Source organism: Micromonospora sp. NPDC048839 (genome assembly GCF_040649915.1).
GTDB lineage: Bacteria > Actinomycetota > Actinomycetes > Mycobacteriales > Micromonosporaceae > Micromonospora.
Genome location: NZ_JBEZGL010000006.1, coordinates 254,349 through 276,729, shown reverse-complemented (window position 1 = coordinate 276,729; position 22,381 = coordinate 254,349). Strand labels below are relative to the sequence as shown.

The 22,381-nt window shown below is 71.6% G+C and carries 25 protein-coding genes and 3 tRNA genes; 12 read left to right on the top strand and 16 right to left on the bottom strand.

Annotated elements, in window-relative coordinates; all coding sequences use genetic code 11:
• Positions 1-56 precede the first annotated feature (56 nt).
• A complete protein-coding gene (gene amcB / locus AB0C25_RS14510) occupies positions 57-1,160 on the top strand; it encodes a cyclophane-forming radical SAM peptide maturase AmcB (protein WP_357373383.1) in 1,104 nt (367 codons plus the stop codon).
• Complete coding sequence (amcA, locus tag AB0C25_RS14505; protein ID WP_357373173.1) at positions 1,129-1,356, top strand: multiple cyclophane-containing RiPP AmcA; 228 nt, start codon at positions 1,129-1,131, stop codon at positions 1,354-1,356. Before amcB ends, amcA begins: the two co-directional genes overlap by 32 nt.
• Positions 1,357-1,492: 136 nt before the next feature.
• Here the strand turns inward: amcA and AB0C25_RS14500 are convergent, their stop codons facing one another.
• Together AB0C25_RS14500 and AB0C25_RS14495 are read right to left on the bottom strand one after the other, a co-directional pair.
• Positions 1,493-1,708: a DUF3073 domain-containing protein gene (locus AB0C25_RS14500; RefSeq protein WP_357243551.1), complete on the bottom strand. Its 216-nt coding sequence runs from the start codon at positions 1,706-1,708 to the stop codon at positions 1,493-1,495.
• Between the two features lie 300 nt (positions 1,709-2,008).
• Positions 2,009-3,091 carry a Glu/Leu/Phe/Val dehydrogenase gene (locus AB0C25_RS14495; protein ID WP_357373171.1) on the bottom strand — a complete coding sequence of 361 codons (1,083 nt, stop codon included), beginning with the start codon at positions 3,089-3,091 and terminating at the stop codon, positions 2,009-2,011.
• A gap of 193 nt (positions 3,092-3,284) precedes the next feature.
• On the opposite strand from AB0C25_RS14495, the gene AB0C25_RS14490 reads away from it, so the two are divergent.
• Positions 3,285-4,124, top strand: coding sequence for a hypothetical protein (locus AB0C25_RS14490; protein ID WP_357373169.1), 840 nt, complete (start codon positions 3,285-3,287; stop codon positions 4,122-4,124).
• A gap of 250 nt (positions 4,125-4,374) precedes the next feature.
• A complete protein-coding gene (locus tag AB0C25_RS14485; protein WP_007073996.1) occupies positions 4,375-4,584 on the top strand; it encodes a BldC family transcriptional regulator in 210 nt (69 codons plus the stop codon).
• Between the two features lie 104 nt (positions 4,585-4,688).
• Here AB0C25_RS14485 and AB0C25_RS14480 read toward each other — a convergent pair whose 3' ends face one another.
• The gene (locus AB0C25_RS14480; RefSeq protein WP_357373167.1) at positions 4,689-5,084 is read right to left on the bottom strand and encodes a PPOX class F420-dependent oxidoreductase; all 396 of its coding nucleotides are present in this window, start codon (positions 5,082-5,084) and stop codon (positions 4,689-4,691) included.
• Between the two features lie 54 nt (positions 5,085-5,138).
• Here AB0C25_RS14480 and AB0C25_RS14475 point away from each other — a divergent pair, with 54 nt between their 5' ends.
• Complete coding sequence (locus AB0C25_RS14475; protein ID WP_357373165.1) at positions 5,139-5,918, top strand: class I SAM-dependent methyltransferase; 780 nt, start codon at positions 5,139-5,141, stop codon at positions 5,916-5,918.
• Between the two features lie 43 nt (positions 5,919-5,961).
• On the opposite strand, the gene AB0C25_RS14470 is transcribed toward AB0C25_RS14475, so the two are convergent.
• Complete coding sequence (locus tag AB0C25_RS14470) at positions 5,962-6,249, bottom strand: hypothetical protein (protein ID WP_030491406.1); 288 nt, start codon at positions 6,247-6,249, stop codon at positions 5,962-5,964.
• A 176-nt stretch (positions 6,250-6,425) separates the two neighbouring features.
• Here AB0C25_RS14470 and AB0C25_RS14465 point away from each other — a divergent pair, with 176 nt between their 5' ends.
• Together AB0C25_RS14465 and AB0C25_RS14460 are read left to right on the top strand one after the other, a co-directional pair.
• Positions 6,426-7,283, top strand: a complete 858-nt coding sequence (locus AB0C25_RS14465) for a 3-hydroxyacyl-CoA dehydrogenase family protein (RefSeq protein ID WP_357373162.1) — start codon at positions 6,426-6,428, stop codon at positions 7,281-7,283.
• On the top strand, positions 7,280-8,032 hold the full coding sequence (locus AB0C25_RS14460) for an enoyl-CoA hydratase/isomerase family protein (RefSeq protein ID WP_357373160.1): 753 nt from the start codon (positions 7,280-7,282) through the stop codon (positions 8,030-8,032). Before AB0C25_RS14465 ends, AB0C25_RS14460 begins: the two co-directional genes overlap by 4 nt.
• Positions 8,033-8,097: 65 nt before the next feature.
• Here the strand turns inward: AB0C25_RS14460 and AB0C25_RS14455 are convergent, their stop codons facing one another.
• Positions 8,098-9,441, bottom strand: coding sequence for an ABC transporter substrate-binding protein (locus AB0C25_RS14455; RefSeq protein WP_357373158.1), 1,344 nt, complete (start codon positions 9,439-9,441; stop codon positions 8,098-8,100).
• Between the two features lie 156 nt (positions 9,442-9,597).
• Between AB0C25_RS14455 and AB0C25_RS14450 the strand changes: the two genes are divergently transcribed.
• Positions 9,598-9,987: a hypothetical protein gene (locus AB0C25_RS14450; protein WP_357373156.1), complete on the top strand. Its 390-nt coding sequence runs from the start codon at positions 9,598-9,600 to the stop codon at positions 9,985-9,987.
• Positions 9,988-10,039: 52 nt separating this feature from the next.
• Here the strand turns inward: AB0C25_RS14450 and AB0C25_RS14445 are convergent, their stop codons facing one another.
• The gene (locus AB0C25_RS14445; RefSeq protein WP_357373154.1) at positions 10,040-10,480 is read right to left on the bottom strand and encodes a hypothetical protein; all 441 of its coding nucleotides are present in this window, start codon (positions 10,478-10,480) and stop codon (positions 10,040-10,042) included.
• A 126-nt stretch (positions 10,481-10,606) separates the two neighbouring features.
• Between AB0C25_RS14445 and AB0C25_RS14440 the strand changes: the two genes are divergently transcribed.
• Positions 10,607-11,314 carry a DUF2786 domain-containing protein gene (locus AB0C25_RS14440; RefSeq protein ID WP_357373152.1) on the top strand — a complete coding sequence of 236 codons (708 nt, stop codon included), beginning with the start codon at positions 10,607-10,609 and terminating at the stop codon, positions 11,312-11,314.
• Between the two features lie 61 nt (positions 11,315-11,375).
• On the opposite strand, the gene AB0C25_RS14435 is transcribed toward AB0C25_RS14440, so the two are convergent.
• On the bottom strand, positions 11,376-11,903 hold the full coding sequence (locus tag AB0C25_RS14435; RefSeq protein ID WP_357373150.1) for an SRPBCC family protein: 528 nt from the start codon (positions 11,901-11,903) through the stop codon (positions 11,376-11,378).
• 166 nt (positions 11,904-12,069) lie between these two features.
• Here AB0C25_RS14435 and AB0C25_RS14430 point away from each other — a divergent pair, with 166 nt between their 5' ends.
• Positions 12,070-13,194 (top strand): hypothetical protein, encoded by a 1,125-nt coding sequence (locus tag AB0C25_RS14430; protein ID WP_357373148.1) that lies wholly within the window; start codon positions 12,070-12,072, stop codon positions 13,192-13,194.
• 203 nt (positions 13,195-13,397) lie between these two features.
• On the opposite strand, the gene AB0C25_RS14425 is transcribed toward AB0C25_RS14430, so the two are convergent.
• The 8 genes from AB0C25_RS14425 to AB0C25_RS14390 all read right to left on the bottom strand — a co-directional run bounded on the left by AB0C25_RS14425 (position 13,398) and on the right by AB0C25_RS14390 (position 18,948).
• A tRNA-Phe gene (locus tag AB0C25_RS14425) sits at positions 13,398-13,471 on the bottom strand.
• A gap of 99 nt (positions 13,472-13,570) precedes the next feature.
• A tRNA-Asp gene (locus AB0C25_RS14420) sits at positions 13,571-13,644 on the bottom strand.
• A gap of 31 nt (positions 13,645-13,675) precedes the next feature.
• Positions 13,676-13,748, bottom strand: a tRNA-Glu gene (locus AB0C25_RS14415).
• Positions 13,749-13,902: 154 nt separating this feature from the next.
• A complete protein-coding gene (locus tag AB0C25_RS14410; protein ID WP_357373146.1) occupies positions 13,903-14,682 on the bottom strand; it encodes a polysaccharide deacetylase family protein in 780 nt (259 codons plus the stop codon).
• Positions 14,683-14,756: 74 nt separating this feature from the next.
• Entirely contained in the window at positions 14,757-15,701 is a 945-nt protein-coding gene (locus AB0C25_RS14405) for a MerR family transcriptional regulator (protein ID WP_357373381.1), read from the bottom strand.
• On the bottom strand, positions 15,691-16,299 hold the full coding sequence (idi, locus tag AB0C25_RS14400) for an isopentenyl-diphosphate Delta-isomerase (protein WP_357373144.1): 609 nt from the start codon (positions 16,297-16,299) through the stop codon (positions 15,691-15,693). Before idi ends, AB0C25_RS14405 begins: the two co-directional genes overlap by 11 nt.
• A complete protein-coding gene (gene crtI / locus AB0C25_RS14395; RefSeq protein WP_357373142.1) occupies positions 16,296-17,777 on the bottom strand; it encodes a phytoene desaturase family protein in 1,482 nt (493 codons plus the stop codon). Before crtI ends, idi begins: the two co-directional genes overlap by 4 nt.
• Positions 17,778-17,805: 28 nt before the next feature.
• Positions 17,806-18,948: a polyprenyl synthetase family protein gene (locus tag AB0C25_RS14390; RefSeq protein ID WP_357373140.1), complete on the bottom strand. Its 1,143-nt coding sequence runs from the start codon at positions 18,946-18,948 to the stop codon at positions 17,806-17,808.
• Positions 18,949-19,013: 65 nt separating this feature from the next.
• Between AB0C25_RS14390 and AB0C25_RS14385 the strand changes: the two genes are divergently transcribed.
• Together AB0C25_RS14385 and AB0C25_RS14380 are read left to right on the top strand one after the other, a co-directional pair.
• Positions 19,014-19,937, top strand: a complete 924-nt coding sequence (locus AB0C25_RS14385) for a phytoene/squalene synthase family protein (RefSeq protein ID WP_357373138.1) — start codon at positions 19,014-19,016, stop codon at positions 19,935-19,937.
• Positions 19,934-21,259 (top strand): deoxyribodipyrimidine photo-lyase, encoded by a 1,326-nt coding sequence (locus AB0C25_RS14380; protein ID WP_357373136.1) that lies wholly within the window; start codon positions 19,934-19,936, stop codon positions 21,257-21,259. The genes AB0C25_RS14385 and AB0C25_RS14380 overlap by 4 nt, the downstream gene beginning before the upstream one ends.
• Here AB0C25_RS14380 and AB0C25_RS14375 read toward each other — a convergent pair whose 3' ends face one another.
• A complete protein-coding gene (locus AB0C25_RS14375; protein WP_357373134.1) occupies positions 21,260-22,336 on the bottom strand; it encodes a serine hydrolase domain-containing protein in 1,077 nt (358 codons plus the stop codon). It abuts the gene before it with no gap.
• Between the last annotated feature and the right edge of the window lie 45 nt (positions 22,337-22,381).

Sequence of the window (22,381 nt, the reverse complement as noted above, 5' to 3'; positions counted from 1 at the left end):
GGGCTCAGGCTAGGCGGAGGAGGGCGATGGCTGCTCGGGGACAGTCGTTCAGCGGGATGCGCGGTCTGGCGGCCGTCCCGTCGTACGTCGTCATGCAGCCGACCACCCTCTGCAACCTCGACTGCACGTACTGCTATCTGCCGTTTCGGGCCGCCGACCGGCGGATGCCGGTGGCGGTGGCCGCGGCGGTCGCGGCGGCGGTCAACCCCTGGGCGGCGACGGGTCGGTTCTCGGTGGTCTGGCACGGAGGTGAGCCGCTGGCGGCCGGCCGGGAGCACCTGGCCGACCTGATGGCCCCGTTCGGGCCCGACGTCGAACATCACGTGCAGACCAACGCCACCCTGATCGACGACGACTGGTGTGACTTCTTCACCAGGCACGAGATGCGGGTGAGCGTGAGCGTCGACGGTCCCCGGTCGCGCAACGGTTACCGGGTCAACCGGGGCGGCCAGCCGGCGTACGACCGGATCCTGCGGGGTGTCGACGCGCTGCGTCGGCACGGACTGCCGTTCTCCGCGCTGGCGGTGGTGTCCCGGCCGGAGCCGGGGCTCGCCACCGAGCTGTACGACTACTTCCTCGACCTTGGTTGTGACGTGTTGGGCGTCAACATCGAGGAGACCGAGGGGGTCAACACCCGCGACAACAGCCACGACCCGGCGGCGGTGACCGGCTTCTGGGCCGAGTTGGTCGCGGCCTGGCGTCGGGATCCCCGGATCCACCTGCGCGAGATCGAGTGGTCGCTGCGCTACGCCGCGGCCGTGCTCGACAACTCGGCGGACGGGGTGCTGCCCCGCCACCTGGACCCGATCCCGACGATCGGTCACGACGGCTCGGTGATCGTGCTGTCCCCGGAGTTGGCGGGCTTCAGCGACCCTCGCTACGGCGACTTCAGCAGCGGCAACGTGCTGCGGACCCCGCTGGCGGAGATCATCGCCGGTGCCGCGGCGACGCCGTGGGTCGGCGAGTTCCTGGCCGGGGTGGAGGCCTGCCGGGTGTCCTGCCCGTACTTCGGTTTCTGCGGGGGTGGACATGCCGCCAACCGTTACTTCGAGCTGGGGCGTTTTGACGGTACGGAGACCGAGCACTGCCGCAACAGCAAGATCCGCCTATTGGAGGGAGTGTTGGAGCATGCCCGAGACCACCAGTCACCGGCGCCCTGAGCGCGAAGCGGACGACGGCGTCACCGAACGGGTGCGGGAGGCGGGTCCCGCGCTGGTCGCGCTGTTGCAGGAGGCCGAAGACGCGCGGAGGCTGCGCTCCGAGGTTTCGGGAAGCGACGGCACCAGCGCGGTCTGCGCCTGGAACCACTTCGAGAACATCCCGACGTTCTACAACTGGAACAATCGCCCACGCTGAGGTGAGCCACGATCGGGGGCCTGTCGGGCGACCGGAGTCACTCCGGTCGGGTCAGGCCCCTGATCGTCGGCTACTACACCTGCACGGAACGTGCGTGAGCACGCGGACTTACCGCGTGCTCAGTTGCGTCGAGAGGTCAGCGGGTCGGACGGACCCAGGGATCCGGGTCGTCGTCCGCGTGATCCTCATCATCGTCGTCGACGGACTCTTTCGAGTTGTCGTCGAAGTGGTGCTCAGACTTACCAGCACCCGCCAGTTCGCGCTGCAAGGCGGTGAGGTCGGTGTTCGGGGAGTGGTACTTCAACTCCCGGGCCACCTTCGTCTGCTTGGCCTTAGCACGGCCGCGCCCCATGGCTCGACCCCCTCGCACAGAATGCGGGGCAGCCCGAAGGCGGGCCCCGATGACGTCAGGCATCTCTCGTGGCTCTTACGGTACATGGGGATGCCATCGTTCGGCACCTCGGGTTACCGTCAGCCGGCTCTGCGCGTCGCGTCGATCCGGCCGTCACCCAGTGTACCGGGTAAGGAGCGGATCGGTTAGCACCCGTGACACCGGACAAACCGCATCAAAGTTGACCCGACTTCAGCTTACCCAGGCGAGCCGGCCAGGGAGGCCCGGAGGCGGATCCCGTCGATCCGCCTCCGGGAACGCTCAGCGCAGGTGGATCCCGCGCAGCCGGCCGATGTCCGCCATCCGCCGCTCCGCCAGCCGGTCCGCGGCCACCGCCGGCGGCACGCCCTCGGCGTCAGCCAGGCGCAGGATCTCGCGTGTGGTGTCGTAGATCCGGGTCGCCCGCAGCTTCGCCCGCTCGAAGTTGAAGCCCTCGATCTCGTCGGCCACCTGGATGACGCCGCCCGCGTTGACGACGTAGTCCGGGGTGTAGAGGATGCCCCGGTCGGCGAGCAGCTTCTCGATGCCCGGGTGGGCGAGCTGGTTGTTCGCCGCTCCGGCCACCACCTTGGCGCGCAGCGCCGGCACGCTCTCGTCGTTCAGGGCGCCGCCCAGCGCACAGGGTGCGTACACGTCGATGTCCGCGGCGGCCAGCGCGCTGACGTCGTCCAGAAGGGTGACCTGCGGGTGGTTGGTACGCACCCACGCCAGCGCCTTCGGGTTGACGTCGGTGGCGACCACCTCGGCGCCGTCTTCGAGCAGGTGCCCGGTGAGGTACTTGCCGACCTTGCCCAACCCGGCCACCCCGACCCGGCGGCCCCGGAGGCTGGGGGTGCCCCAGACGTGCTCGGAGGCGGCGCGCATGCCCTGGAAGACACCCCAGGCGGTGAGGATCGACGAGTCGCCGGCACCACCGTGCTCCACGCTGCGCCCGGTCACGTAGCGGGTCTCCCGGGCCACGACGTCCATGTCCGCCACGTACGTGCCGACGTCACAGGCGGTGTAGTAGCGGCCGCCCAGCGACTCCACGAAGCGTCCGTACGCGCGCAGCAACGCCTCGCTCTTGAGCTGCTCCGGATCGCCCCAGATGACGGCCTTGCCGCCGCCCAGGTCCAGCCCGGCGAGCGCGTTCTTGTACGCCATCCCGCGCGACAGGTCGAGCACGTCGGCGAGGGCGTCCTCCTCGCTGTCGTACGGGTAGAAGCGGGTGCCGCCGAGCGCCGGCCCCAGCGCGGTGGAGTAGATCCCGATGATCGCCTTCAGGCCGCTCTGCTTGTCCTGGCAGAACACGACCTGTTCGTGACCTGTCGATACCGGGTCGTCGGTGCTCGCGAATACACCCATTGTTGGCTCCTGGAGTGGTGTGCGCCCTTGTGGGACGCGGACCTGGTGGACGCCGGCGGGGATGCTGCCGGTGCGATCGAGCCTAGTATCGGCCGCCCTGCGAGCGCTCGACGCGCCGCCGCCGTCCCACGTTGCGGCGCGCGTGGTCCGGCCGCTGACCGCGGACGGGTGCGGTTCGTGGGAGGATCGCGCCGTGCCGTCGCTCTTCGCTTCTTACCTGCGCGTGTACGAACCGCTGACCGCCTTCGACCGAGACCGGCAGAGCTACTGGCGCCGCTATGTCTCCGAGGGGCGGGCGGTGGCGCCGGTCGAGGGTCCCGGCCGGCAGCGGACGGCGGTGATCGAGGCGCTGGGCGCTGGCTGGACCCGACTGCCGGACCTGCCGGAGGAGGCGTACGTCCTGGAGACGGACGACAGCCTGCTGGTCTGCCCCTGGAACCTGCGGATCCGGGTCGCTGAGGCGGCGCTGAGCGCCCGGGACGGGGTGCCCTCGGTGCTCGCCGACGCCTTCGTGCCGCCGGTGCTGGCCGGGCAGGCCAGGGCGGTGATCGACGACTGGCGCAGCGGGGCCCGGGTGCTGGAGCACGGGGTGCCCCGGGTGCACGAGCAAATTGCCACGTGGGGCGTGCCGCTGCGCTGGTTCGTGCTCTTCGAGCCGGCCGAGCGGGACCTGGTCACCCAGCCGGGTCGCCGGGCGCTGCGCTACCGCACGGAGATCTCCAAGGCCCGCCGTCGGTCGTCCCGGGCGCTGTCGGTGTTGCGCAAGTCGGTGGGCGAGGCGCCGATCACCGAGGCGGTGGAGGAGGCGGCTCGTTGGCTGGAGGAGTTCCATCCCCGGTCGGTGGTCGAACTGGACTACGGCGGCCTGGTCGACCTGCTTCCCGACGAGACCCTCGTGGCGGACGACTCGCCCGAGTTGGTCGCCGAGGGCCTGGCGGGGCTGTCGCGTGGTGAGGCGGAGGAGGCGTCCGCCGCGTACGACAAACTGGTGGCCCGGTGGCGTGCGGTGCAGCTGCTGGAGCGGTGCAACTAGGGCATATGCCCGTAGGAGCGCTCCCAAGGTGAAGTGCGCTCGTAGTTGACGCATCACGAACCGTGATCATGAGTCCCAATAAGGTAGATTCTGGCATGTAAAAGTCGTAAAAATCGGGCATGGTTCATCCGTCCGTCTAGGGACCTTCATCCGTTCGGCCCATGTCGGACATCGGGGACTAGCCGGACCATGGGAGACGCGTCGGCCGGCGGGACCCCGGCCGATGTCTATACATGTGGAGGAGTGACCGATGGCATCGCGAACGCACGAACCAGAGCCGCTACTCACGCCGGCCGAGGTGGCGTCGATGTTCCGTGTCGACCCGAAGACGGTGACCCGGTGGGCCAAGGCGGGCAAGCTCAGCGCCATCCGCACTCTGGGTGGCCACCGTCGATACCGCGAGTCGGAGGTCAGGGCGTTGCTGCAGGGTCAGATCCCGCAGCAGCGGCAGGGCGACTGAGCGGCTCCAGTTTTTTCGGTCAGGGGCGGTGGATCTCGATCCGCCGCCCCTTTCCATGGCCGGGGCGAGGTCCGACCGACCTCAGCGCCGGCCCGCGGTCGGCGTCACCCTCGGCGCGGGTCCTCGGTCAGCGTCAGGCGGATGCCGACCGTGCCGCCCTCGCCGCGGCGCAAGCGGCTGCCCAGCAGGCTCAGCCGGCCGATCAGCCGGTACTTGTGCTTGAGCAGATCACGAACCCGACCGGTGTCACCGCCGCCGTAGATCGTGGCGTGCGCTGACACCTCCGCCCCGTGCGGACGCCCCCGCACGTCGCACGGTGCCACGGTCACCTGGCCGTTGTTGCGGATCCGTTTGACCTTGCCCGAGTCGGCCCCGGTCCAGACCGCCAGCGCCTCGCCGTCGCGGACCGCCCAGACCGGGGTCGGCACCGCCCGACCATCCTTGCGGAAGGTCGTGAGCAGCAGATACTTCTCGGCGGACAGCCGGTCCAGCGTGGTCACGCCGCCAGGATACGGCCGCCACCGGCCGCCGAGTGGACAGATAGCGTGAACGCCGTGACGGGCGAGCCTCAAATCGGTGACGTGATCGGCGAACTGCTGCGGGACACGCTTGCCGTGGCCACCGGGGTGGGTCCGCGACCGCTTGTCGGCGGCCGACTACCCCGGCCGGTCATCGAGATCATCGAGCGGGACGACGGTCTGATCAACGGCGCCCCGGCCGCGCACTACCTGGACGGGCCGCAGGAGTGGCAGCCGTACGACCACCGGGCCGTGGACCGGGTACGCGGCGAGACGCTCGACATCGGCACCGGCGCCGGCCGGATCGCGCTACTGCTCCAGGAGCGCGGCGTGCCGGTCACCGGGCTGGACACCTCCGCGGGTGCGCTGGCGGTCAGCAGGCGTCGTGGCGTCCGACGGCTGGTGCACGGCACCGTCGACACGCACGTCGCCGACGGACGGCGGTACGACACGTTCCTGCTGCTCGGCAACAACCTCGGGCTGTTCGAGGGGCGGGAGCGCGCTCCCGAGTTCCTGGCCGCGCTCGCCGCGCTGGCCCGACCGGGGGCGCAGATCATCGCGCACGGCACCGACCCGTACGGCACCCGCGACCCGCTGCACACCCGCTACCACGAGCGCAACCGCCGACGGGGCCGGCTCGGCGGTCAACTCCGGCTCCGGCTGCGCTATCGCGAGCTGAGCACCGAATGGTTCGACTACCTGGTTTGTTCGGCCGACGAGTTCGCCGCGCTGGTGCACGGCACCGGCTGGCGGCTGACCGACGTGGATGACCGGGACGCCCCCTACTACCTGGCGACCCTGCGCCTCGCCGAGTGAGCGACGGCCCCTGCGCCGGCGAGCGCAGGGGCCGTCGTACCGCTCAGACCTGGACGGTCGGGGGGAGCTGCTCGGGCGGGAGGCCGCCGTCGCCGTCGACCACCTCGTCCGGTTGGCCGTCCTCGTCGATGTCGACCATGGTGATGTCCACCTTGCCGTCACCGTCGGTGTCGAACTGGAACAGGTCGGCCTTGCCGTCGCCGTCGGTGTCCACCACCCACACATCGGTCTTGCCGTCGTTGTTGGTGTCCGCGCGCAGCAGCTCGACCCGCTCGTCGCCCCGGGTCTCCACGATCTCGGAGTCGGTGACGCTCTCCGGTGCCTGGCTCATGTCGACTGGTCCTTCCCTCGATTGTCGGGCCGTCATTACCCGATCCCGCGCTCCCCCAAGCATGGGCCGGATCGTCGAGCTGTCTAGGGTCGCAACATGAGCGAGCGGAGCAGGCGAAACACCCAGCTCGGTGTGGCGGGGACCCCGCGCGCCGGCCGGCGGGACAGGGAGGCGTGATGAGCGGACGTTTCGTGGTCGTCGGTGCCGGCACGATGGGACTCGGCATCGCGTACGTTGCGGCCGGGGCCGGGCACACTGTCGAACTGGTCGAAGTGGACCCGGAGCGGGGCAGGGCCGCGCAGAACCGGCTCGCCGAGCTGTGGGAACGGGCCGTGCAACGCGGAAAGCTGAGCGCCGACGAGGCCGCCACGCACCGGCAGCGGGTCACGCTGCGGCCGGCGCTCGCCGAGGTCGCCCCGGCCGCCGAGGTGATCGTGGAGGCGGTGCCGGAGCGGCTGGACCTGAAGCGGGCGGTGCTGCGCGACGCCGCGGCGCTGCGCCCGGCACTGCTGGCCAGCAACACCTCAAGCATCGCCATCGGTGAGCTGGCCGCCGGGTTGGACGCGCCCGAGCGCTTCCTCGGCCTGCACTTCTTCAACCCGGTCTGGGCGATGTCCCTCCTGGAGATCGTGGTCGGCCCGGCCACCGCCGAGGAGACCACCGCTGCTGCCGTCGCGCTCGCCGGCCGGTTGGGCAAGGACCCCGTCGTCGTACGCGACCTGCCCGGCTTCGCCACCTCCCGACTCGGGGTCACCCTCGGACTGGAGGCGATCCGGATGGTCGCCGACGGGGTGGCCAGCCCCGCCGACATCGACAAGGCGATGGTGCTCGGCTACCGGCACCCGATCGGCCCGTTGGAACTCAGCGACCTGGTCGGCCTCGACGTACGGCTGGACATCGCCCGCACCCTCCAGACCGCGTACGGGGACCGCTTCGCGCCACCGCCCCTGCTCGTGGAGATGGTGGCTGACGGGCGGCTGGGCAAGAAGTCGGGGCACGGCTTCTACCAGTGGAACGGTGGGGTCAAGCAGTGAGCGCGACGAGGGGGCTGCGGATCGAGGAGCGGCCGGACCGGCTGGTGGTGACCCTGGACCGGCCGGAGAAGCGCAACGCCATCGATGCTGACCTGATCGCCGAGCTGCACCAGGTCTGCGCGGAGCTGGAGGATCGCCCCCGGCTGCTGCTGCTCACCGGTGGGACGGCGGGCATCTTCGCCGGTGGCGCCGACATCGCCCAGCTCCGGGAGCGGGGTCGCACCGACGCCCTGGCCGCGATCAATTCCGCCGCCTTCGCGCGGATCCGGGCGTTGCCGATGCCCACGGTGGCCGCCGTCGACGGCCCGGCGCTGGGCGGTGGCGCGGAACTGGCGTACGCCTGCGATCTGCGGGTGTGCACGGCGCGGGCGGTCTTCGGTCAGCCGGAGGTGCGGTTGGGGATCCTGGCCGGCGCAGGTGCGACTCACCGGCTGCCCGCGTTGATCGGTGAGGGCCGGGCCAAGGAACTGCTCTTCACCGGCCGGCGGGTGGACGCCGCGGAAGCGCTGCGAATCGGTCTGGTGAACCAGGTGGTGGACGAGCCCGATGAACTGCTCACGGTGGCGCACGCGGTGCTGGACGAGATCGCCCTGGGCTCCCCGCTGGCGCTGCGGCTGACCAAGCTGGCGGTGGACGCGCCGGCCGCCGCGCACCCACATCTCGACCTGGTCAGTCAGGCGGTGCTCTTCGAGGACGAGGAGAAGCACCGGCGGATGACCGAGTTCCTGGAGCGCCGCCGGCCACGGTGATGCCCGGAAACGAAACGGCCGCACCGACGCTCGCGCCGGTGCGGCCGTTTCTCGCCTTGGTGGTGCTACTGCCGGATCTGCACTCCGCTGTCGGCCAGCGAACGGATCACCGAGGCCGACTCGCCGAAGCCGATGATCAGTACGGCGTCCGCGCCGAAGTCCTTGATCTCCTTGGCGCCACCGGAGAAGTCCACCGGGGGAGCCTTGGCGTCGGCGGGCGGCTCGTAGGTGAGCAGCTTGAGGCGGTCGCTGGTGATGCCGGCCTTGTCCAGCTCGTCACGCACGGTGCCCTGCAGGCCCTCACCGTAGGAGTCCTTGCGGGCGACGATGACGATCTTCTGCGAACCGTCGCGGAGGATGACGTCGGCCAGCGCCCGACCCTGGAGGCTGTCCGGCGGTGCGGTGCGGAAGTAGAGGCCCCCGTCGTCCACGTCGGTCAGGCTGCTGTCGGTGTTGGAGGGGGAGAAGAGGATCTTCCCGGCCTGCACCACGTCCGGCAGCACCGCCCGGGAGATGCCCGAACCGCCCGCGCCGATGATCACGCTGACGCCCTCGGTCACGTGCCTGGCCACCGTCGCCTTGGCCACCGCCGGGTTGGTGCCGTCGTCGCCGTCCACCCACGTCACCGGCTTGCCCAGTGCGCCACCCGCGGCGTTGATCTCGCGGATCGCCAGCGCGGCGCCGGCCGCCATCGGCGGGTAGGCGATCGACAGGTCACCGGTCTTCGGCAGCAGGCTGCCCAGGATCAGCGGCTGCTGGTCGGGGTCCACGGTCGGCCGCTGCTTCTTCGGCTTCGGCGGCGTCTTGGTGCTCGCCGCCGACTCGATGCCCGCGCCGACGAACTCGGTCTTGCCGTCGTTGATCTGCTGCCCGTCGAAGGTCAGCGTGGCGTAGCTCGCGGTGGCCGGCTCACCCTTGTCGGTGAAGCCCGCCCGCGTCAGCGAGACACCGCGGTACTCGACGTCCTGCCCGTTACGGGCCAGGGCGAGGCACGTCGCCGGGTCCTCGCAGCGCTGCCCGTCGTTGGTCACGGCGACGATCTGCTTCGCGATGGCAGCCGGGTCGGTGCTTCCGGCCAGCTGAGCGGCGAGTACGGCGACCACCACCGCGTCGTACGTCTCGGCGGAGTACACGTAGTCCGTCAGCGCCGGATTGACGGTCTTCAGCCGACTCTTGAAGTCCTCGGGCAGCGGTACGAGTGGCGTGGTGCCCTTCATTCCGTCGACCAGACTCGCCCGTTCCTTCAACTCCGCTGGGTAGGAGTTGAGCATGTTGCCGTCCGTGCCGTAGAGGCGCACCTGTTGGGCGCTTGACTCCTTGGCCTTGTCATCCCCGCAAGCGCTTGTGGCGAGCAGGATCGTCGCGCAGGCAGCCAGTGAGGCTACCCGCGAGCGGCGTGATACGAACATGGTCGTCCTTCCTCCGGCGAAGGTCCGCTGCGCACATTAGCGTGCCGAGGCCATCGGCGGGACCGTGGAGGTGGCGTAAAGCGCAGGTAGCTCGCGTTGAACACGGACAGTGACGGTCGTCCGGATCACTTGACCGCCAGTCCTACTGTGCGCTGCGTGACGGACCTACCACAGCAGACGTTCGACGACGCGGCCGCCGTGCTCCGCTCGGCGCTGACCGGAGATGGGGACGCGGTGGTGGGAGCATTCGACGCGGTCGTCGACCGGGCCGGCCTGAGCGGTGCGTACGGGGTGGCCTGGTGCCTGGCCGCGACGATGGTCGGCGACGCGCCAGCCGCCAGCGGGGCGGCGCTCGACTTCCCGGGCATCGACCAGGCTGACTACGACACCCGCTGGGTGGCCCGCTTCGTCAGCGCCTACGCCAATCGGGACGAACCGACCGGAGAGGCGCTGTTCGGTGCGGCGGCGGCCGACGGGCTGCTCCCAGACTGCCTGCTCACCCTCGCCGGCTCGACGATCGCCACCCTGCGCAGTCGCGCCGAGTGACCGCCGTGGGGTCGCGACGTCCGGCGAACGGACGCCGCGCCCGCACGGTCGCTCAGAACGCGTGGTACGCGATCAGCGGCTCGTACTCGTACCGCAGGTTCTCGAAGCGGACCTGGAAGTTGACCCCGTCCCGGACGTTCGTCGCCACCGTGGTCCAGCCCGAGTTGGCCGGGAGGTAGGTCCAGTAGTTGCAGCCACTGGTCTTGTCGACGAAGATCACGCACGCCTCGGTGGCGTACACGCTCGCGTTGCGGACGTTGATGTCGCGACAGCGGGTCGTGGTGCGGAACTGGCCGGCCTGGCCGCCGTAGCGGCCGGTCTGGAAGAAGGACCGGACCGCCCCGCCGTAACAGGTGGCGAGCGGGGCGAAGACGTTCGGCCCGGCGGTGACAGGTGCGACCGATCCGGTCGGTTCGGCCTGTGCGGGCGCGCCGGCGAAGAGCAGTGCGGTGGCCGTGGCGACGGCGAACAGTCGAGCGGTTGGGGATGGCATGCGTTCCTCCGGAAGCGGTTGACTGACCGTCCGTGTTGGACTGATCATCGATCGTGACGATGATAACGATCGATTGATCGTGGCGCGGCCCCGGTGGCGTCCGACCCGTGTGATAGCTCTGTAGTCATGTCCGAGGCCATGCTGAGCAAGGTGCGTAAGCTGCTCGCCCAGGCCGAGGACCCGGCCTGCACACCCGCCGAGGCGGAGGCGTTCACCGCCAAGGCGACCGAGCTGATCGCCCGCTACGGCGTGGACCGGGCGCTGCTCGCCGCCCGTGACCCGACCACCGACCCGGTCGGCGACCGGGTCCTGGACGTCGTCGCCCCGTACGCCCGCGACAAGGTCGGCCTGCTCGCCGCGGTCGCCGAACCACTGCGCTGCCGCTGCGTCCGCCGCCGGCAGGGCAACGGCTTCGCGCTGCACCTGTTCGGCTTCGCCAGCGATCTGGAACGGGTGGACCTGCTCTTCACCTCACTGCTCGTGCAGGCGGCGCACGGCCTGGCCGCCACCGCGGTGCCGGCCGACGATCATCCCGCCGCCTTCCGCCGGTCCTGGCTGGCTGGTTTCGCGGAGGTGGTCGGAGGCCGGCTCTGGGCGGCGGAAACGGCGGCGGCCAGCGAGTCGGGAGTCCCGTCGGTGGCGCTGGTGCTGGCCGACCGCTCCGACCGGGTGCAGCGGCGGCTCGCCGAGCAGTATCCGCGGCTGCGCACCGCACCGCCACGCAGGTTGGGCGGCACCGGCTTCGGGTCGGGGGCGGAGGCCGGTCGCCACGCGGACCTGGGTGGTCGGGACCTCGGCGGCACCACCACGCCGGCCCGGCAACTCGGCCACTGAAGGCCGTCTGACGGCTCGGCCCCCGATGGCCGCGGGGTTGGTGGGCTGGTGGCGCTGGCGGTCAGGCGGGGGTGGTGGGCTGGTGGCGTGACACCGTCGCGACGTAGCGGGTGAGCAGCTCGTGCCAGCCGGCGGTGAGCGCCTCGCGATATCCCTCGGCAGCCTCGCCGTGCCGGTCGAAGTGTCGGTGCTCCAGCTCGACCCGGGTGCGCTCCGGTCCCTCGGTGTGGAACAGCACCTCGACCTCGCTCGCGCGGGCCGGGTCCGGCACCGGCGCCCGGTCGGGGCCGATCTGCCACACGAAGACCAACCGGCGCGGCGGGTCCCAGGTGAGCACCCGACCCCAGTCGGAGCGGAAGCCGTACGGGCCGATCTCGTAGAGCATGCCGCCAGCCCGCGGTTCCATGCCCAGATCGGCCAGCGCGTCCGGGCCGGACCAGGTGTATTCGGTGACCCACCAGTCGGTCAGTTCGTCGGTGAAGACCGCGAACGCGCGCTCGGCGGAACTCGGGACGTGCAGGCTGCACCGTAAGGAGAACCGGCCGACGTCCTGCCGGATGTCGGCCGGATCAGTCATTTCCTGTCCCATAGGCCCGGACCATACCGGCTGATGCCCGCGTGTGCAGCTTCGTGCGGTGCCCGGTTCCGGACATGCTGTCTGTCGATCCCCCACGGACGGGATGCCCGGCCGGAAAGCGGGTAACCGCGCGGAACGGCCCGGACGACCGGGCCGGTGTGTAGGCGGGCGGGAGAGCATGGGCGAGAGCGCGCAGCAGCGGGAGCCGGACCGGGTGGACCCGGACGTCCTGCTCGACATTCCGAAGGTCTCCGTCGACTCGATCCGGCTGGCGGTCGACGGCCTGGACGCTGACCTGTCGCTGCGCGCCCGGGTGGCCAACCTGATCCAGGTCGACGCCGGCGTACGCGTGCGCCTGGACAGCGGTGAACTGGACATCAACGGGGTGCACGCCGAGGCGCAGTTGCGGGTGCGGTTGGAGCAGTTGACCACGATCCTCGGGCGAGCACTCGACACCCTCGATCACAACCCGCAGATCATCGAGGCGCTCGCTCGGACGGCTGGCACCACCCTCGACGGCGTGGACCGCGCCGCACAGCAGGCAGCGCACGGGGCCGGGGCGGTCGAGACGTCGGCACGCCGCTCCGACGGGGTACTCGGCGGACCGGGCCAGCAGGGGGGCACTGCCGGCACCGTCGTCGGCCCGGTCCGGGAGGGCGCCGGTCGGGTGGACGCCGATCAGTCGGGCGGCGATCGAGTGGGCGGCGATCGAGTGGGCGGCGATCGAGTGCGCGGCGATCGGCCGGGAGCGGGTCGGCCGGGAGCGGGTCGGCCAGATTCTGATCGGCCCGGCATCGATCGGTCGGGAGCGGGTCGGCCCGGCTCGGGGCCACCTGCGGGAAGCCCTGAGCCGCACGCTGGTGGTCCGGGACCCCGCGCTGGGGGACCCGGGTCCCAGCCCGGTGGCCCTCGGCCCGGGGATCACGTACGACCGGAGTCCGGCGGAGTGCCGGGCCACTACCCGATCGGCCGGCGACACGGGGAGCGGCACCACCCGGAAGGGCAGCGGCAGGCAGGTTCGGATGATGGGAAGCGACCGTCCGGGGCGGGGCGGGGCACCGAGGCGGGGTCGTCGACCGGGCAGGCCCGCAACCGCCCCGGTCAGTCGCCCGCCGCCGGCCCGAGTCCGTCCGGAGCCGGTGACGGCGGTGGTGGTCCGCTGGGTGGGGCGCAGGCCGCGGCGCAGAGCGCTGCTCAGCTCGCCGAGCAGGCGGGGGAGACGCTGCGACAGGCCGGGCGCAGCGTGTGGGAGGCGATCCAGAGCGGTGTGGCGCAGCACCGCCCGCAGGGCCGCGACGGCTGACGCCGTGCGCTCGGCCCCGCCACCGACCCGTGATCGACTCGATTTTGGCAATCTCGCGGTGTTACGCGGACTCGGATGCCCCGATTTCCGGGACGTCGAGTGGATCACATTCCGGCGGGCCGCCGAGAAAAGGCGCCGGAACAGCAAGATCCCCACCTGCGTTTCCGCTGGTGGGGACCTCTGTAGCCCGGCGAAAGGCTATGTGGCCAGGGGCGGGGTCGAACCGCCGACCTTCCGATTTTCAGTCGGACGCTCGTACCAACTGAGCTACCTGGCCGTGTCGCTCGGACCATGTTACCCAACAACCGGACGAACCGGCGGTAGGGAGACATGCTCCGATACGCAGAACGCCGCGCGAGGCGCGGCGTCAGCGCTGCGGTCCTGACGGGACTTGAACCCGCGACCTCCGCCTTGACAGGGCGGCGAGCACTCCAACTGCTCCACAGGACCTAGCTTGTGTTGCTCCGGCTTGCGCCGGTCGTGCCCCCAACGGGATTCGAACCCGTGCTACCGCCTTGAAAGGGCGGCGTCCTGGGCCGCTAGACGATGAGGGCGGCCCCGCCATCATTGCACATTTGCAACTTCAAGCGGACTTGCTCCCATCCGGCCCCGCCGGAGGCTTGGAAAGCATACGTGATGCCTGGTCGGTGAACAAAATCGGTATCGGCAGGGGCTCGGATCGGGCCATAACAGCAGGTCAAAGGTGGTCTAGCGGAGTCGGGCGATGCCGAAGCGCTGCTTCAGGTCCGCGATCAGGTGGGGGCAGGCGGCGAGCGTCGCAGCCCGATTGCCGCCCCCGTCGTGCAGCAGCACGATGGCGCCGGGGCGGGCGGCGGCGTGGACCCGTTTGCCGATCGTGGCGGCGTTCGGCTTGTCCCAGTCCTGGGGGTCGACCGACCAGTGCAGGGGGCGCATGCCGAGATCCTTCGCCACCCCGAGCACCTCCGACGTCCACCTGCCGCCCGGCTGCCGGTAGAAGGGCACCTTCGCCCCGGGAACCGCCGCCAGGATGGCGTTGTTCGTGCGTTCCAGGTCGGCCTTGATCTCGGCGACCGGTCGCCGTGCCAGGTCGAGGTCGTGCCGCCAACTGTGGTTGCAGAGCTGGTGTCCCTCGCGGACGATCCGGCGGACCAACTCCGGGTGACGCTGCACCTCACGACCGACGACGCAGAAGGTGGCCGTCACGCCGGAGACCCGCAGTTGGTCGAGCACCTTGGGTGTCCAGGCCGGGCTGGGTCCGTCGTCGAAGGTCAGCACCACCGGGCGCGCGCCGGTGTTGCGCCGCAGGCCGGCGGGGAGCTTGGCCGGCAGCGGTCGCAACGGAGTCTTGGGCGGCTTGGCGAGGGTCGGGCGCGGCGACGCTGTGGGCGTGGTCGATGTCACCGGCTGCGGTGGGCCGGCGGCTGCGATGGTGCGGTTCGGCTGGGCGCAACCGGACAAGACCAGCGCCATGGCGAGGACGGACGCCAGAACGGCGCGGGCTTGCATCTGCTCGCTCCCGGAGGGGTCGGGGTAGGCGGACCCCCGACGGTAGTTCACGCGCGATGTGGGCGACAGTGCGGTCAGTCACGCCTCGACTGGTCCAGCGAGTCCCGGACCGCGACGGCGAGCGAGACGGCCTCGGCCAGGTCGATGGGCCGCACCACCCCCGCCGGCACCGTGTCGGCTCGCCAACCGGGGCCGGCCGCGAGCACCAACAACGGACGGCGCGGCGCCGCCAGCAGCGCGCTGAGCTGACCCGGGTCGGCGGTGGCCCGGGTGTGCGACCAGAGCACCACAGCGGCCGGCCCGGTCCGGTTGACCGCCTCCAGGAGGGCGGCGACCGGCACCCGGGCGCCCAGCGTCCGGTAGCTGACCCCGGCCTCGGCGAGGGCGGCGCCCAACGCCTCCAGCGGCAGGGTGTGCTGCTCCTCGTCCGCACAGGAGAGCAGGATGCGGGCCGGCCCGGTGGGAACCTTGGCCCGACTGGCCGCCGCGAACGCCTCCGAGATGCAGCGGGACACCAGGTGTTCCACCTCGATGAGGCCGGCGTTGGCGGCGTGGCGCTCGCCGATGCCGGCGAGGACCGGGCGCAGCAGGCCCTCCCAGGTGGCGACGACCCCGCCAGCCGCCAGGGCGTGCGCGATCGTCTCGCTGATCGCCGCCGCGTCCAGCCGCATGGCGGCGCGGGCCAACCCACGGGCTGCCGGTCCGGCGCGTCCCACCGGAATGGTTCCGCCGCCGTCCCGGCCCGGTCGCTGGATCCGGCTTGGTGCGACGGTGTCGGTGGGCCCCGGTTCCGGTGCCTGGCGAGCCCAGCGCGCAGCCTCGGCGGGGCTCACCCCCTCGGCGGTGAGCCGTCGCATGATCTCGAGGCGGGCCAGATCGGTGGGCGTGTACCGGCGGTGGTGGCCGGGAATGTGCTCGCTGGGCCCGAGCCCGTAGCGCTGATGCCAGGTGCGCAGGGTGGTCACCGCCACCCCCAGCCGGCGTGCGACCGCGCCCGCGCTCAGCGCCTCATCGACCACCCGACCGCTCCGCCGTGTCATCCGCCGACGACCCGGGCGGGGGCACGACCGGAGTGGGTGCGCCCGAGGGGTGCAGTAGCCGGTTCACCACCCCGCCCAGCCAGGGCGCGTACGACCGGGGGTCGCGGTCCAGGTCGGCTTCGAGGGCGGCGGGGTCGGCCCACCGCAGCTCGGCAACCTCGTCCGGGTCCGGCAGTAGGGGGGCCGCGGGCAGGAAGTCGCCCCGCAGCACGTGGTCGTACTCGAATTCGACCCGACCGGTGGCGGGGTCCTCGGCGTAGTAGACGTAGACGCCGACCTCGGTCAACTCGACCGGGCCCGCGCCCAACTCCTCGCGCAAGCGCCGGTTGGCCGCCTCGGCGAGTGACTCGCCCGGCTGGGGATGGCCGCAGCAGGAGTTGGCCCAGCGCAGCGGGAACCGGGTCTTGACGGCGGCCCGGCGCTGGAGCAGCACCTGACCGTCCGGGTCCACCAACAGCACCGAGAAGGCCCGGTGCAGTTGCCCCGGTGGCTGGTGTGCGGCCGCGACGGTCAACTCGCCGTGGGCCTTGCCGGTCTCGTCAACGAGCTCGACCAGGTGTTCCTCTCGACTCTTCATCGAATCTCCCCACTGATTCGGCCGGCGGCGAGCTTGCCGGAGATGAGCACCATCGGTACGCCCACCCCGGGCTGGGTGCCGGAGCCGACGAAGACCACGTTCGGCAGGTCGCGGTGCAGGTTCGACGGGCGGAACGGGCCGGTCTGGAAGAGGGTGTGCGCGGCGGCGAACGGGGTGCCCGCAGCCATCCCCTGCTCCTCCCACTCGGCGGGGGTGATAGCTCGCAGCACCTCGACCCCGGCGCCGAAACCGACGTAACCGCGCTCCTCCAGGGTGCCGACCAGTTGGTCGCTGTAGCGCTGGGTCAGGTCGCCGCGCCAGTCGAACGGGGCCCGGTGCAGGTTGGGCACCGGGGCGAGCACGTAGTAGGTGTGCCGGTCCGGTGGGGCCACCGAGGGGTCGGTCCGACTCGGGTTGGTCACCAACAGCGACGGGTCGGTCATCAGCTCGCCCCGCCGGATGACCTCATCGAAGGTGCCCTTCCACTTGCGTCCGAAATGGATGTTGTGATGGGCGATCTTCGCATAGCCCTGCCGGGAGCCGATGTGCAGAACCACGCAGGACGGCGAGTAGGTGAGCCGGCGCCGTGGCGCGGCGGGGAGCAGGTCCCGGTAGGCGACCGGTAGGTCGGGGTTGAGCACCACCACGTCCGCCCGCACCAGCTCGCCGTCGGCGGTGAGCACACCGGTGGCACGGCCGTTCGCGGTCTCCACCCGGGTCACCGTGGTGTCGTACCGGATCTGCACGCCGTGCTTCTCGGCGGCGCCCGCCATGGCCTTGGAGACCGCGTGGATGCCGCCGCGTGGGAAGTAGACCCCAGCCACCGAGTCCAGGTACGCGATGACCGCGTAGATGGCGAGCGCGTCGTGCGGTGCGAGGCCGGCGTACATCGCCTGGAAGGAGAAGATCCGCTGGGTACGGGGGTCCCGGAAGAACTGGTTGATCTTCGTCTGGAGTCGTCGGAAGGCCCCGCCGCCGAGCAGCTTGAGCAGGTTGCCGGTGATCAGGTCGGTCGGCGCGTCCAGGTTGCGCTCGATGAAGTCGGTCCGCTCCAGCCGCCACAGCTCGCGGGCGTATTCGACGAAGCGCAGATAACCGTCGGCCTCGCGCGGCCCGCAGACCCGGGAGATCTCGGCGGCCATCCGGGTGGTGTCGGTGAGCACGTCCAGGGTCGAGCCGTCCGGGTAGTACGCCCGGTAGGCAGGGTCGAGGGGAGTCAGGTCGAGCCAGTCGTGCAACTCCTCGCCGACCGCGCCGAGCGCCTCGGCGATCAGGTCGGGCATGGTGAGCACGGTCGGACCGGTGTCGAACTCGTAGCCGTCCACGCCGAGGCGTCCGGCCCGCCCGCCGGGCACCGGCTCACGCTCCAGCACGGTCACCTGTCGACCGCTGCCGGCCAGGTGCAGCGCGCAGGCGAGCCCGCCCAGCCCGGCACCGACGACCACCACCCGGTCCGTCCGTCCTGTCACCGTCCGCACGTGACCACCTCCTTGCTCAAGTCGCTCATCAGGCCCGCCGGTTGGCAGCGGCGGTGGCCAGACCGGTCAGCGCGGTCCGCGCCGTCCGGTCCACGGGTGCGGTGTCGAGCGCGGTCAGCGCGTCGCTCACCCGCTCGGCGATCATCCGCTCCACCCGTGCCACCGCGCCGGTCTCGGCCACCAGTTCGGCGAGCCGCTCGACCGGTTCGTCGCCAGCCCGCTCCAGCGCGCTCAGCTGGGCCGGCGTGGCCAACTCCCGAGCCAGCATGAGCAGTGCGGTCGGCTTACCGGTGCGCAGGTCGTCACCGGCCGGCTTGCCGGTGGCAGCCGGGTCGCCGTAGACGCCGAGCAGGTCGTCGCGGAGCTGGAACGCCTCGCCGACGGCGAGGCCGTAGCGGGTGTATGCGGAGACCAGTGGGTCGTTCGCGGGCACCCCGGCCAGGCAGGCACCGAAGAGCAGTGGACGCTGGACGGTGTAGCTCGCGGTCTTGTAGCGGGCCACCCGCAGCGCCCGGTCGACCGACCAGCTGGCCGGATCGTTCTCGCCGAGCACGTCGAGATATTGCCCGGCGACCGTCTCCACCCGCATCTGGTCGTAGCAGCGGCGCACCTCGAACAGTCGGGCCGGTGGCACGGTGGCGTGGGCCAGCAACTGATCGGCCCAGACCATGCAGAGGTCGCCGATGAGCACGGCGACGGCCTCGCCGAACCGCCCGGGATCACCGCGGTGGCCGGCCTGGACGTGCTGGTCGGCGAGGGCGACGTGTGCGGTGGGCCGGCCGCGACGGGTGGTGGAGGCGTCCATCACGTCGTCGTGCACCAGGGCGAAGGTGTGCAGCAACTCCAGCGCGGCCAGCGCGGGCAGCACGGGTGACAGGGCCTCGGTGCCGCCGACCACCCCGCGCCAGCCCCAGTAGGCGAACGTGGGCCGGATCCGCTTGCCGCCGACCAGGACGGCCTCTCGCGCGGAGGCGGCGAAGGCGCCCATCGAGGCGTCGATCTCGCTGAGGGAGTCGACCTCGGTGGCGAGGAACGCCGTCAGGGTCTCGTCGACGGCCGTGACCAGCTCATGGGTGTACGCGGCCAGAACGGCCTGGACCGGGTCGTCCCGGTCCACCGGCTCTGCCGCCGCCACACGAGTCGCATTGCCCGCAACTGCGTCGTTGGCCATGCGGCTGAGCGTACCCTAGGCTACGAGTTGCGTCGATTGGTGCGTCGATAAATGAGGGAGGGCCGGTGGAAACTGATCTCACCGCTGCCTATGACCGGTGCCGTGAGCTGCACAGACGTCACGGCCGCACCTACTATCTCGCCACCCGCCTGCTGCCCGCATGGAAACGGCGACATGTGCACGCCCTCTACGGGTTCACCCGCTACGCCGACGAGATCGTCGATCGCACCGAGGACCTGCCGCCGGCCGAGCGGGCCGCCCGCCTCGACGACTGGGCCAGTCGGTTCATGGCTGGCCTGCGTGGCGCCGCCGTCGACGACCCGCTGTTGCCGGCCGTGCTGCACACGATCGCCGTCTTCGATCTCGACCGGGACGACTTTGCGTCGTTTCTGAAGAGCATGGCGATGGATCTGACCGTCACCGCGTACCCGACCTACGACCACCTGCTCGACTACATGGAGGGTTCGGCGGCGGTCATCGGCACCATGATGCTGCCGATCCTGGGCACCTCCGACCCGGTGGCGGCACGGGAGCCGGCGCGACAGCTCGGCTTCGCCTTCCAACTCACCAACTTCATCCGGGACGTCGCGGAGGACCTCGACCGGGGGCGCACCTACCTGCCGGACGAGGATCTGGCGAAGTTCGGCGTCACCCGTGACGAGCTGGCCGAGGCCCGCGCCCGGGGCCGCGGCACGCCCCGGACCCGCGAGCTGATCGAGTACGAGGTGACCCGAGCCCAGGCGCACTACGCGGCAGCCGCGCCGGGCATCACCATGCTGGCGCCGGCCTCGCAGGCCTGCATGCGCACCGCGTACGCCCTGTACGGCGGCATCCTCGACGAGGTCGCCGCGCAGGACTACGACGTCTTCGCCCGGCGCGCCCTGGTGCCGCAGCGGCGACGGATGGCGGTGGCCGCGCGCGCACTGCTCACCTCGACCGGTACGCCGGTCACCATCCCCGGGCCGACGGTCCACCCGGAGGCCCGGTGACCGTCGGCACCGCGATCGTGCTCCTCACCCGCGACCTGCGGGTGCACGACCACCCGGCGCTGGCCAGCACCTGCGCGGCCTTCGACCGGGTGGTGCCGCTGTACGTGCTCGACCCGGAGCTGGCCGACCTGTCGGCCAACCGCACCCGGTTCCTGCATCAGGCCCTCGCCGACCTGCGCGCCGAGCTGCGCGAGCGCGGCGGCGACCTGGTGGTACGCCACGGTGACCCGGTCGCCGAGACGATCCGGCTGGCCGGCGAGGTCGATGCCACGGCCGTCGCGCTCTCCGCCGACGTCAGCCACCACGCCCGCCGGCGGGAGCGGCGACTACGCGCGGAGTGCGAGCGGCACCGGCTGCACCTCCGACTGTTTCCCGGACTGACCGTGGTCGAGCCCGGGGTCTTGCGGCCCGGTGGTGGCGGCGACCACTACCGGGTGTTCAGCCCCTACCACCGGGCCTGGGCGGCCAACCGGTGGCGCGAGGAGTTGGCCGCGCCGCGCCGGATCGCCCTGCCCGACCGGGTGAGCGTGGGCCGACTGCCGGCGCTGCCGGCCGGGGACTCGCCGGACGCGGCCACCGGCGGCGAGCGGATCGCCCAGGCACGGCTCACCGACTGGCTGCCCGACCTGGACCGCTACGGCGACCAGCACGACGACATGGCCGGCGACGACACCTCCCGACTCAGCCCGTACCTGCGCTTCGGCTGCCTGTCCCCGCTGGCGGTGGCCAACCGCGCCGGGGACCGGTCCGGGCCGTTCGTCCGGCAGATCTGCTGGCGAGACTTCTACTACCAGGTCACCGCCGCCTTTCCGGAGATCTCCACCGCGGCGTACCGGCGGGGTGCCACCGAGCAGTGGCGCTACGACGACGACGCGTTGTCCGCCTGGGCCGAGGGACGGAGCGGGATGCCGATCGTCGACGCCGGGATGCGGCAGATGCGCGCACAGGGCTGGATGCACAACCGGGCCCGGTTGATCACCGCCGGCTACCTGACCAAGCACCTCGGGCAGGACTGGCGTGCGGGGGTGAAGGTGTTCTTCCGTTGGCTGCTGGACGGGGACGTGGCAAACAACTCCGGCAACTGGCAGTGGGTCGCCGGTACCGGCAACGACACCAAGCCGTACCGGGGGTTCAACCCCGTCCGGCAGGCCGAGCGGTACGACCCGGCCGGCGACTACGTGCGCCGGTGGGTGCCGGAGCTGGCGACGGTGCAGGGCAAGGCCATCCACCAACCGTGGCGCCTGCCCGACGCCCTCCGCCAGACGCTCGACTATCCGCCGCCGCTCTCGGTGCCGGGCACCGACCCGGTCTGGTTGCGCTGATCAGAGGCAGGAGTGCAACACCTCGGCCAGTTCGTCGACCCGGTCGTGCTCGGCGAGGTGCGCCGTCGCGTACGCGAGGACGTAACCGCGCTCCGGGTCGGCCCACGCGCTGCTGCCGCCGATGCCGCCCATGCCCCAACTGCCGTCCGGCTCCCACTGCATGCCCAGCGTCCAGTGGGCGACCCGGTCCAGCACCAGGTCCGGCCCGTCGTACTGGACCCGTGTCGCCTCCGCCACCAGCTCCGGGCTGAACAGCCGGACACCGTCGAGGACGCCACCGGCCAGCAGACCGGCGTAGAGCCGGGCCAGGCCGGCCGCGGTGGCGTGCAGGTTGACCGCGGGTATCTCGGCGCCCCGCCAGAGCGGGCTGTTCAGCACGGCCACGTCCAGTCCACCGGCCGGGTTGTCCATCGCCCGCGCCCGTAGCGAGCCCGGCTCGCCGAGCTTCCGACTCGGCCACCCCGGGTCGCCGTGGCGCATCTCGGCGCAGCGCCGCTGGTCCGCCTCGGCCAGCCCGAAACCGAGGTCGAGCCGCCACGGGCCAGCGATCTCCTCGGCCAGGAACCGGCCCACCGACCGCCCGTCGACGCGGCGAACCAGCTCGCCCACCAGGTGCCCGTACGTCCAGGCGTGCTCGCCGGCCACCGATCCCGGCGGCCACTCGGGGTCGGCGGCGGCCAGGTCGCCGGCGAGCAGCGCCCAGTCGGCGATCGCGGCGGCGGGCCGGGGCACCGGAAAGGCCGGCAGCCCGGCGGTGTGCGACAGCACCTGACGCACGGTGGCGGGGGTGCGGAACTCCGGCCAGTACCGCCCGACGGGCGAGTCGAGGTCGACCCGCTCCCGGTCGACGAGCATCAGCAGACAGAGCGCGGCCACCGGCTTGCCAACGGAGTAGACACTGGCCAGCGTGTCCGGCCGCCACTGTTCACCGTCGGGTCCGGCGCCGGTGCGGAAACCGCCGACCAGGTCGACGACCGGCTGTCCGTCGTACCAGATGGTCAGTCCGGCGCCGGTCTCCCGGCCGGCGGCGAACAGGTCGTGGAAGCAGTCGCGGACCGGAGCGAAGCGTGCGTGCATCCCGACACCGTAGGCGCCCCGGACCGGTGAGCGTGCCGACTTTTC

Bases quoted from the DNA above. Each gene is read 5' to 3' on its own strand.
- amcB (WP_357373383.1), top strand. From the start codon at position 57: ATGCGCGGTCTGGCGGCCGTCCCGTCGTACGTCGTCATGCAGCCGACC.
- amcA (WP_357373173.1), top strand. From the start codon at position 1,129: ATGCCCGAGACCACCAGTCACCGGCGCCCTGAGCGCGAAGCGGACGAC.
- AB0C25_RS14500 (WP_357243551.1), bottom strand. From the start codon at position 1,708: ATGGGGCGCGGCCGTGCTAAGGCCAAGCAGACGAAGGTGGCCCGGGAG.
- AB0C25_RS14495 (WP_357373171.1), bottom strand. From the start codon at position 3,091: ATGGGTGTATTCGCGAGCACCGACGACCCGGTATCGACAGGTCACGAA.
- AB0C25_RS14485 (WP_007073996.1), top strand. From the start codon at position 4,375: ATGGCATCGCGAACGCACGAACCAGAGCCGCTACTCACGCCGGCCGAG.
- AB0C25_RS14470 (WP_030491406.1), bottom strand. From the start codon at position 6,249: ATGAGCCAGGCACCGGAGAGCGTCACCGACTCCGAGATCGTGGAGACC.
- AB0C25_RS14465 (WP_357373162.1), top strand. From the start codon at position 6,426: ATGAGCGGACGTTTCGTGGTCGTCGGTGCCGGCACGATGGGACTCGGC.
- AB0C25_RS14455 (WP_357373158.1), bottom strand. From the start codon at position 9,441: ATGTTCGTATCACGCCGCTCGCGGGTAGCCTCACTGGCTGCCTGCGCG.
- AB0C25_RS14445 (WP_357373154.1), bottom strand. From the start codon at position 10,480: ATGCCATCCCCAACCGCTCGACTGTTCGCCGTCGCCACGGCCACCGCA.
- AB0C25_RS14440 (WP_357373152.1), top strand. From the start codon at position 10,607: ATGTCCGAGGCCATGCTGAGCAAGGTGCGTAAGCTGCTCGCCCAGGCC.
- AB0C25_RS14435 (WP_357373150.1), bottom strand. From the start codon at position 11,903: ATGGGACAGGAAATGACTGATCCGGCCGACATCCGGCAGGACGTCGGC.
- AB0C25_RS14430 (WP_357373148.1), top strand. From the start codon at position 12,070: ATGGGCGAGAGCGCGCAGCAGCGGGAGCCGGACCGGGTGGACCCGGAC.
- AB0C25_RS14410 (WP_357373146.1), bottom strand. From the start codon at position 14,682: ATGCAAGCCCGCGCCGTTCTGGCGTCCGTCCTCGCCATGGCGCTGGTC.
- idi (WP_357373144.1), bottom strand. From the start codon at position 16,299: ATGAAGAGTCGAGAGGAACACCTGGTCGAGCTCGTTGACGAGACCGGC.
- AB0C25_RS14390 (WP_357373140.1), bottom strand. From the start codon at position 18,948: ATGGCCAACGACGCAGTTGCGGGCAATGCGACTCGTGTGGCGGCGGCA.
- AB0C25_RS14375 (WP_357373134.1), bottom strand. From the start codon at position 22,336: ATGCACGCACGCTTCGCTCCGGTCCGCGACTGCTTCCACGACCTGTTC.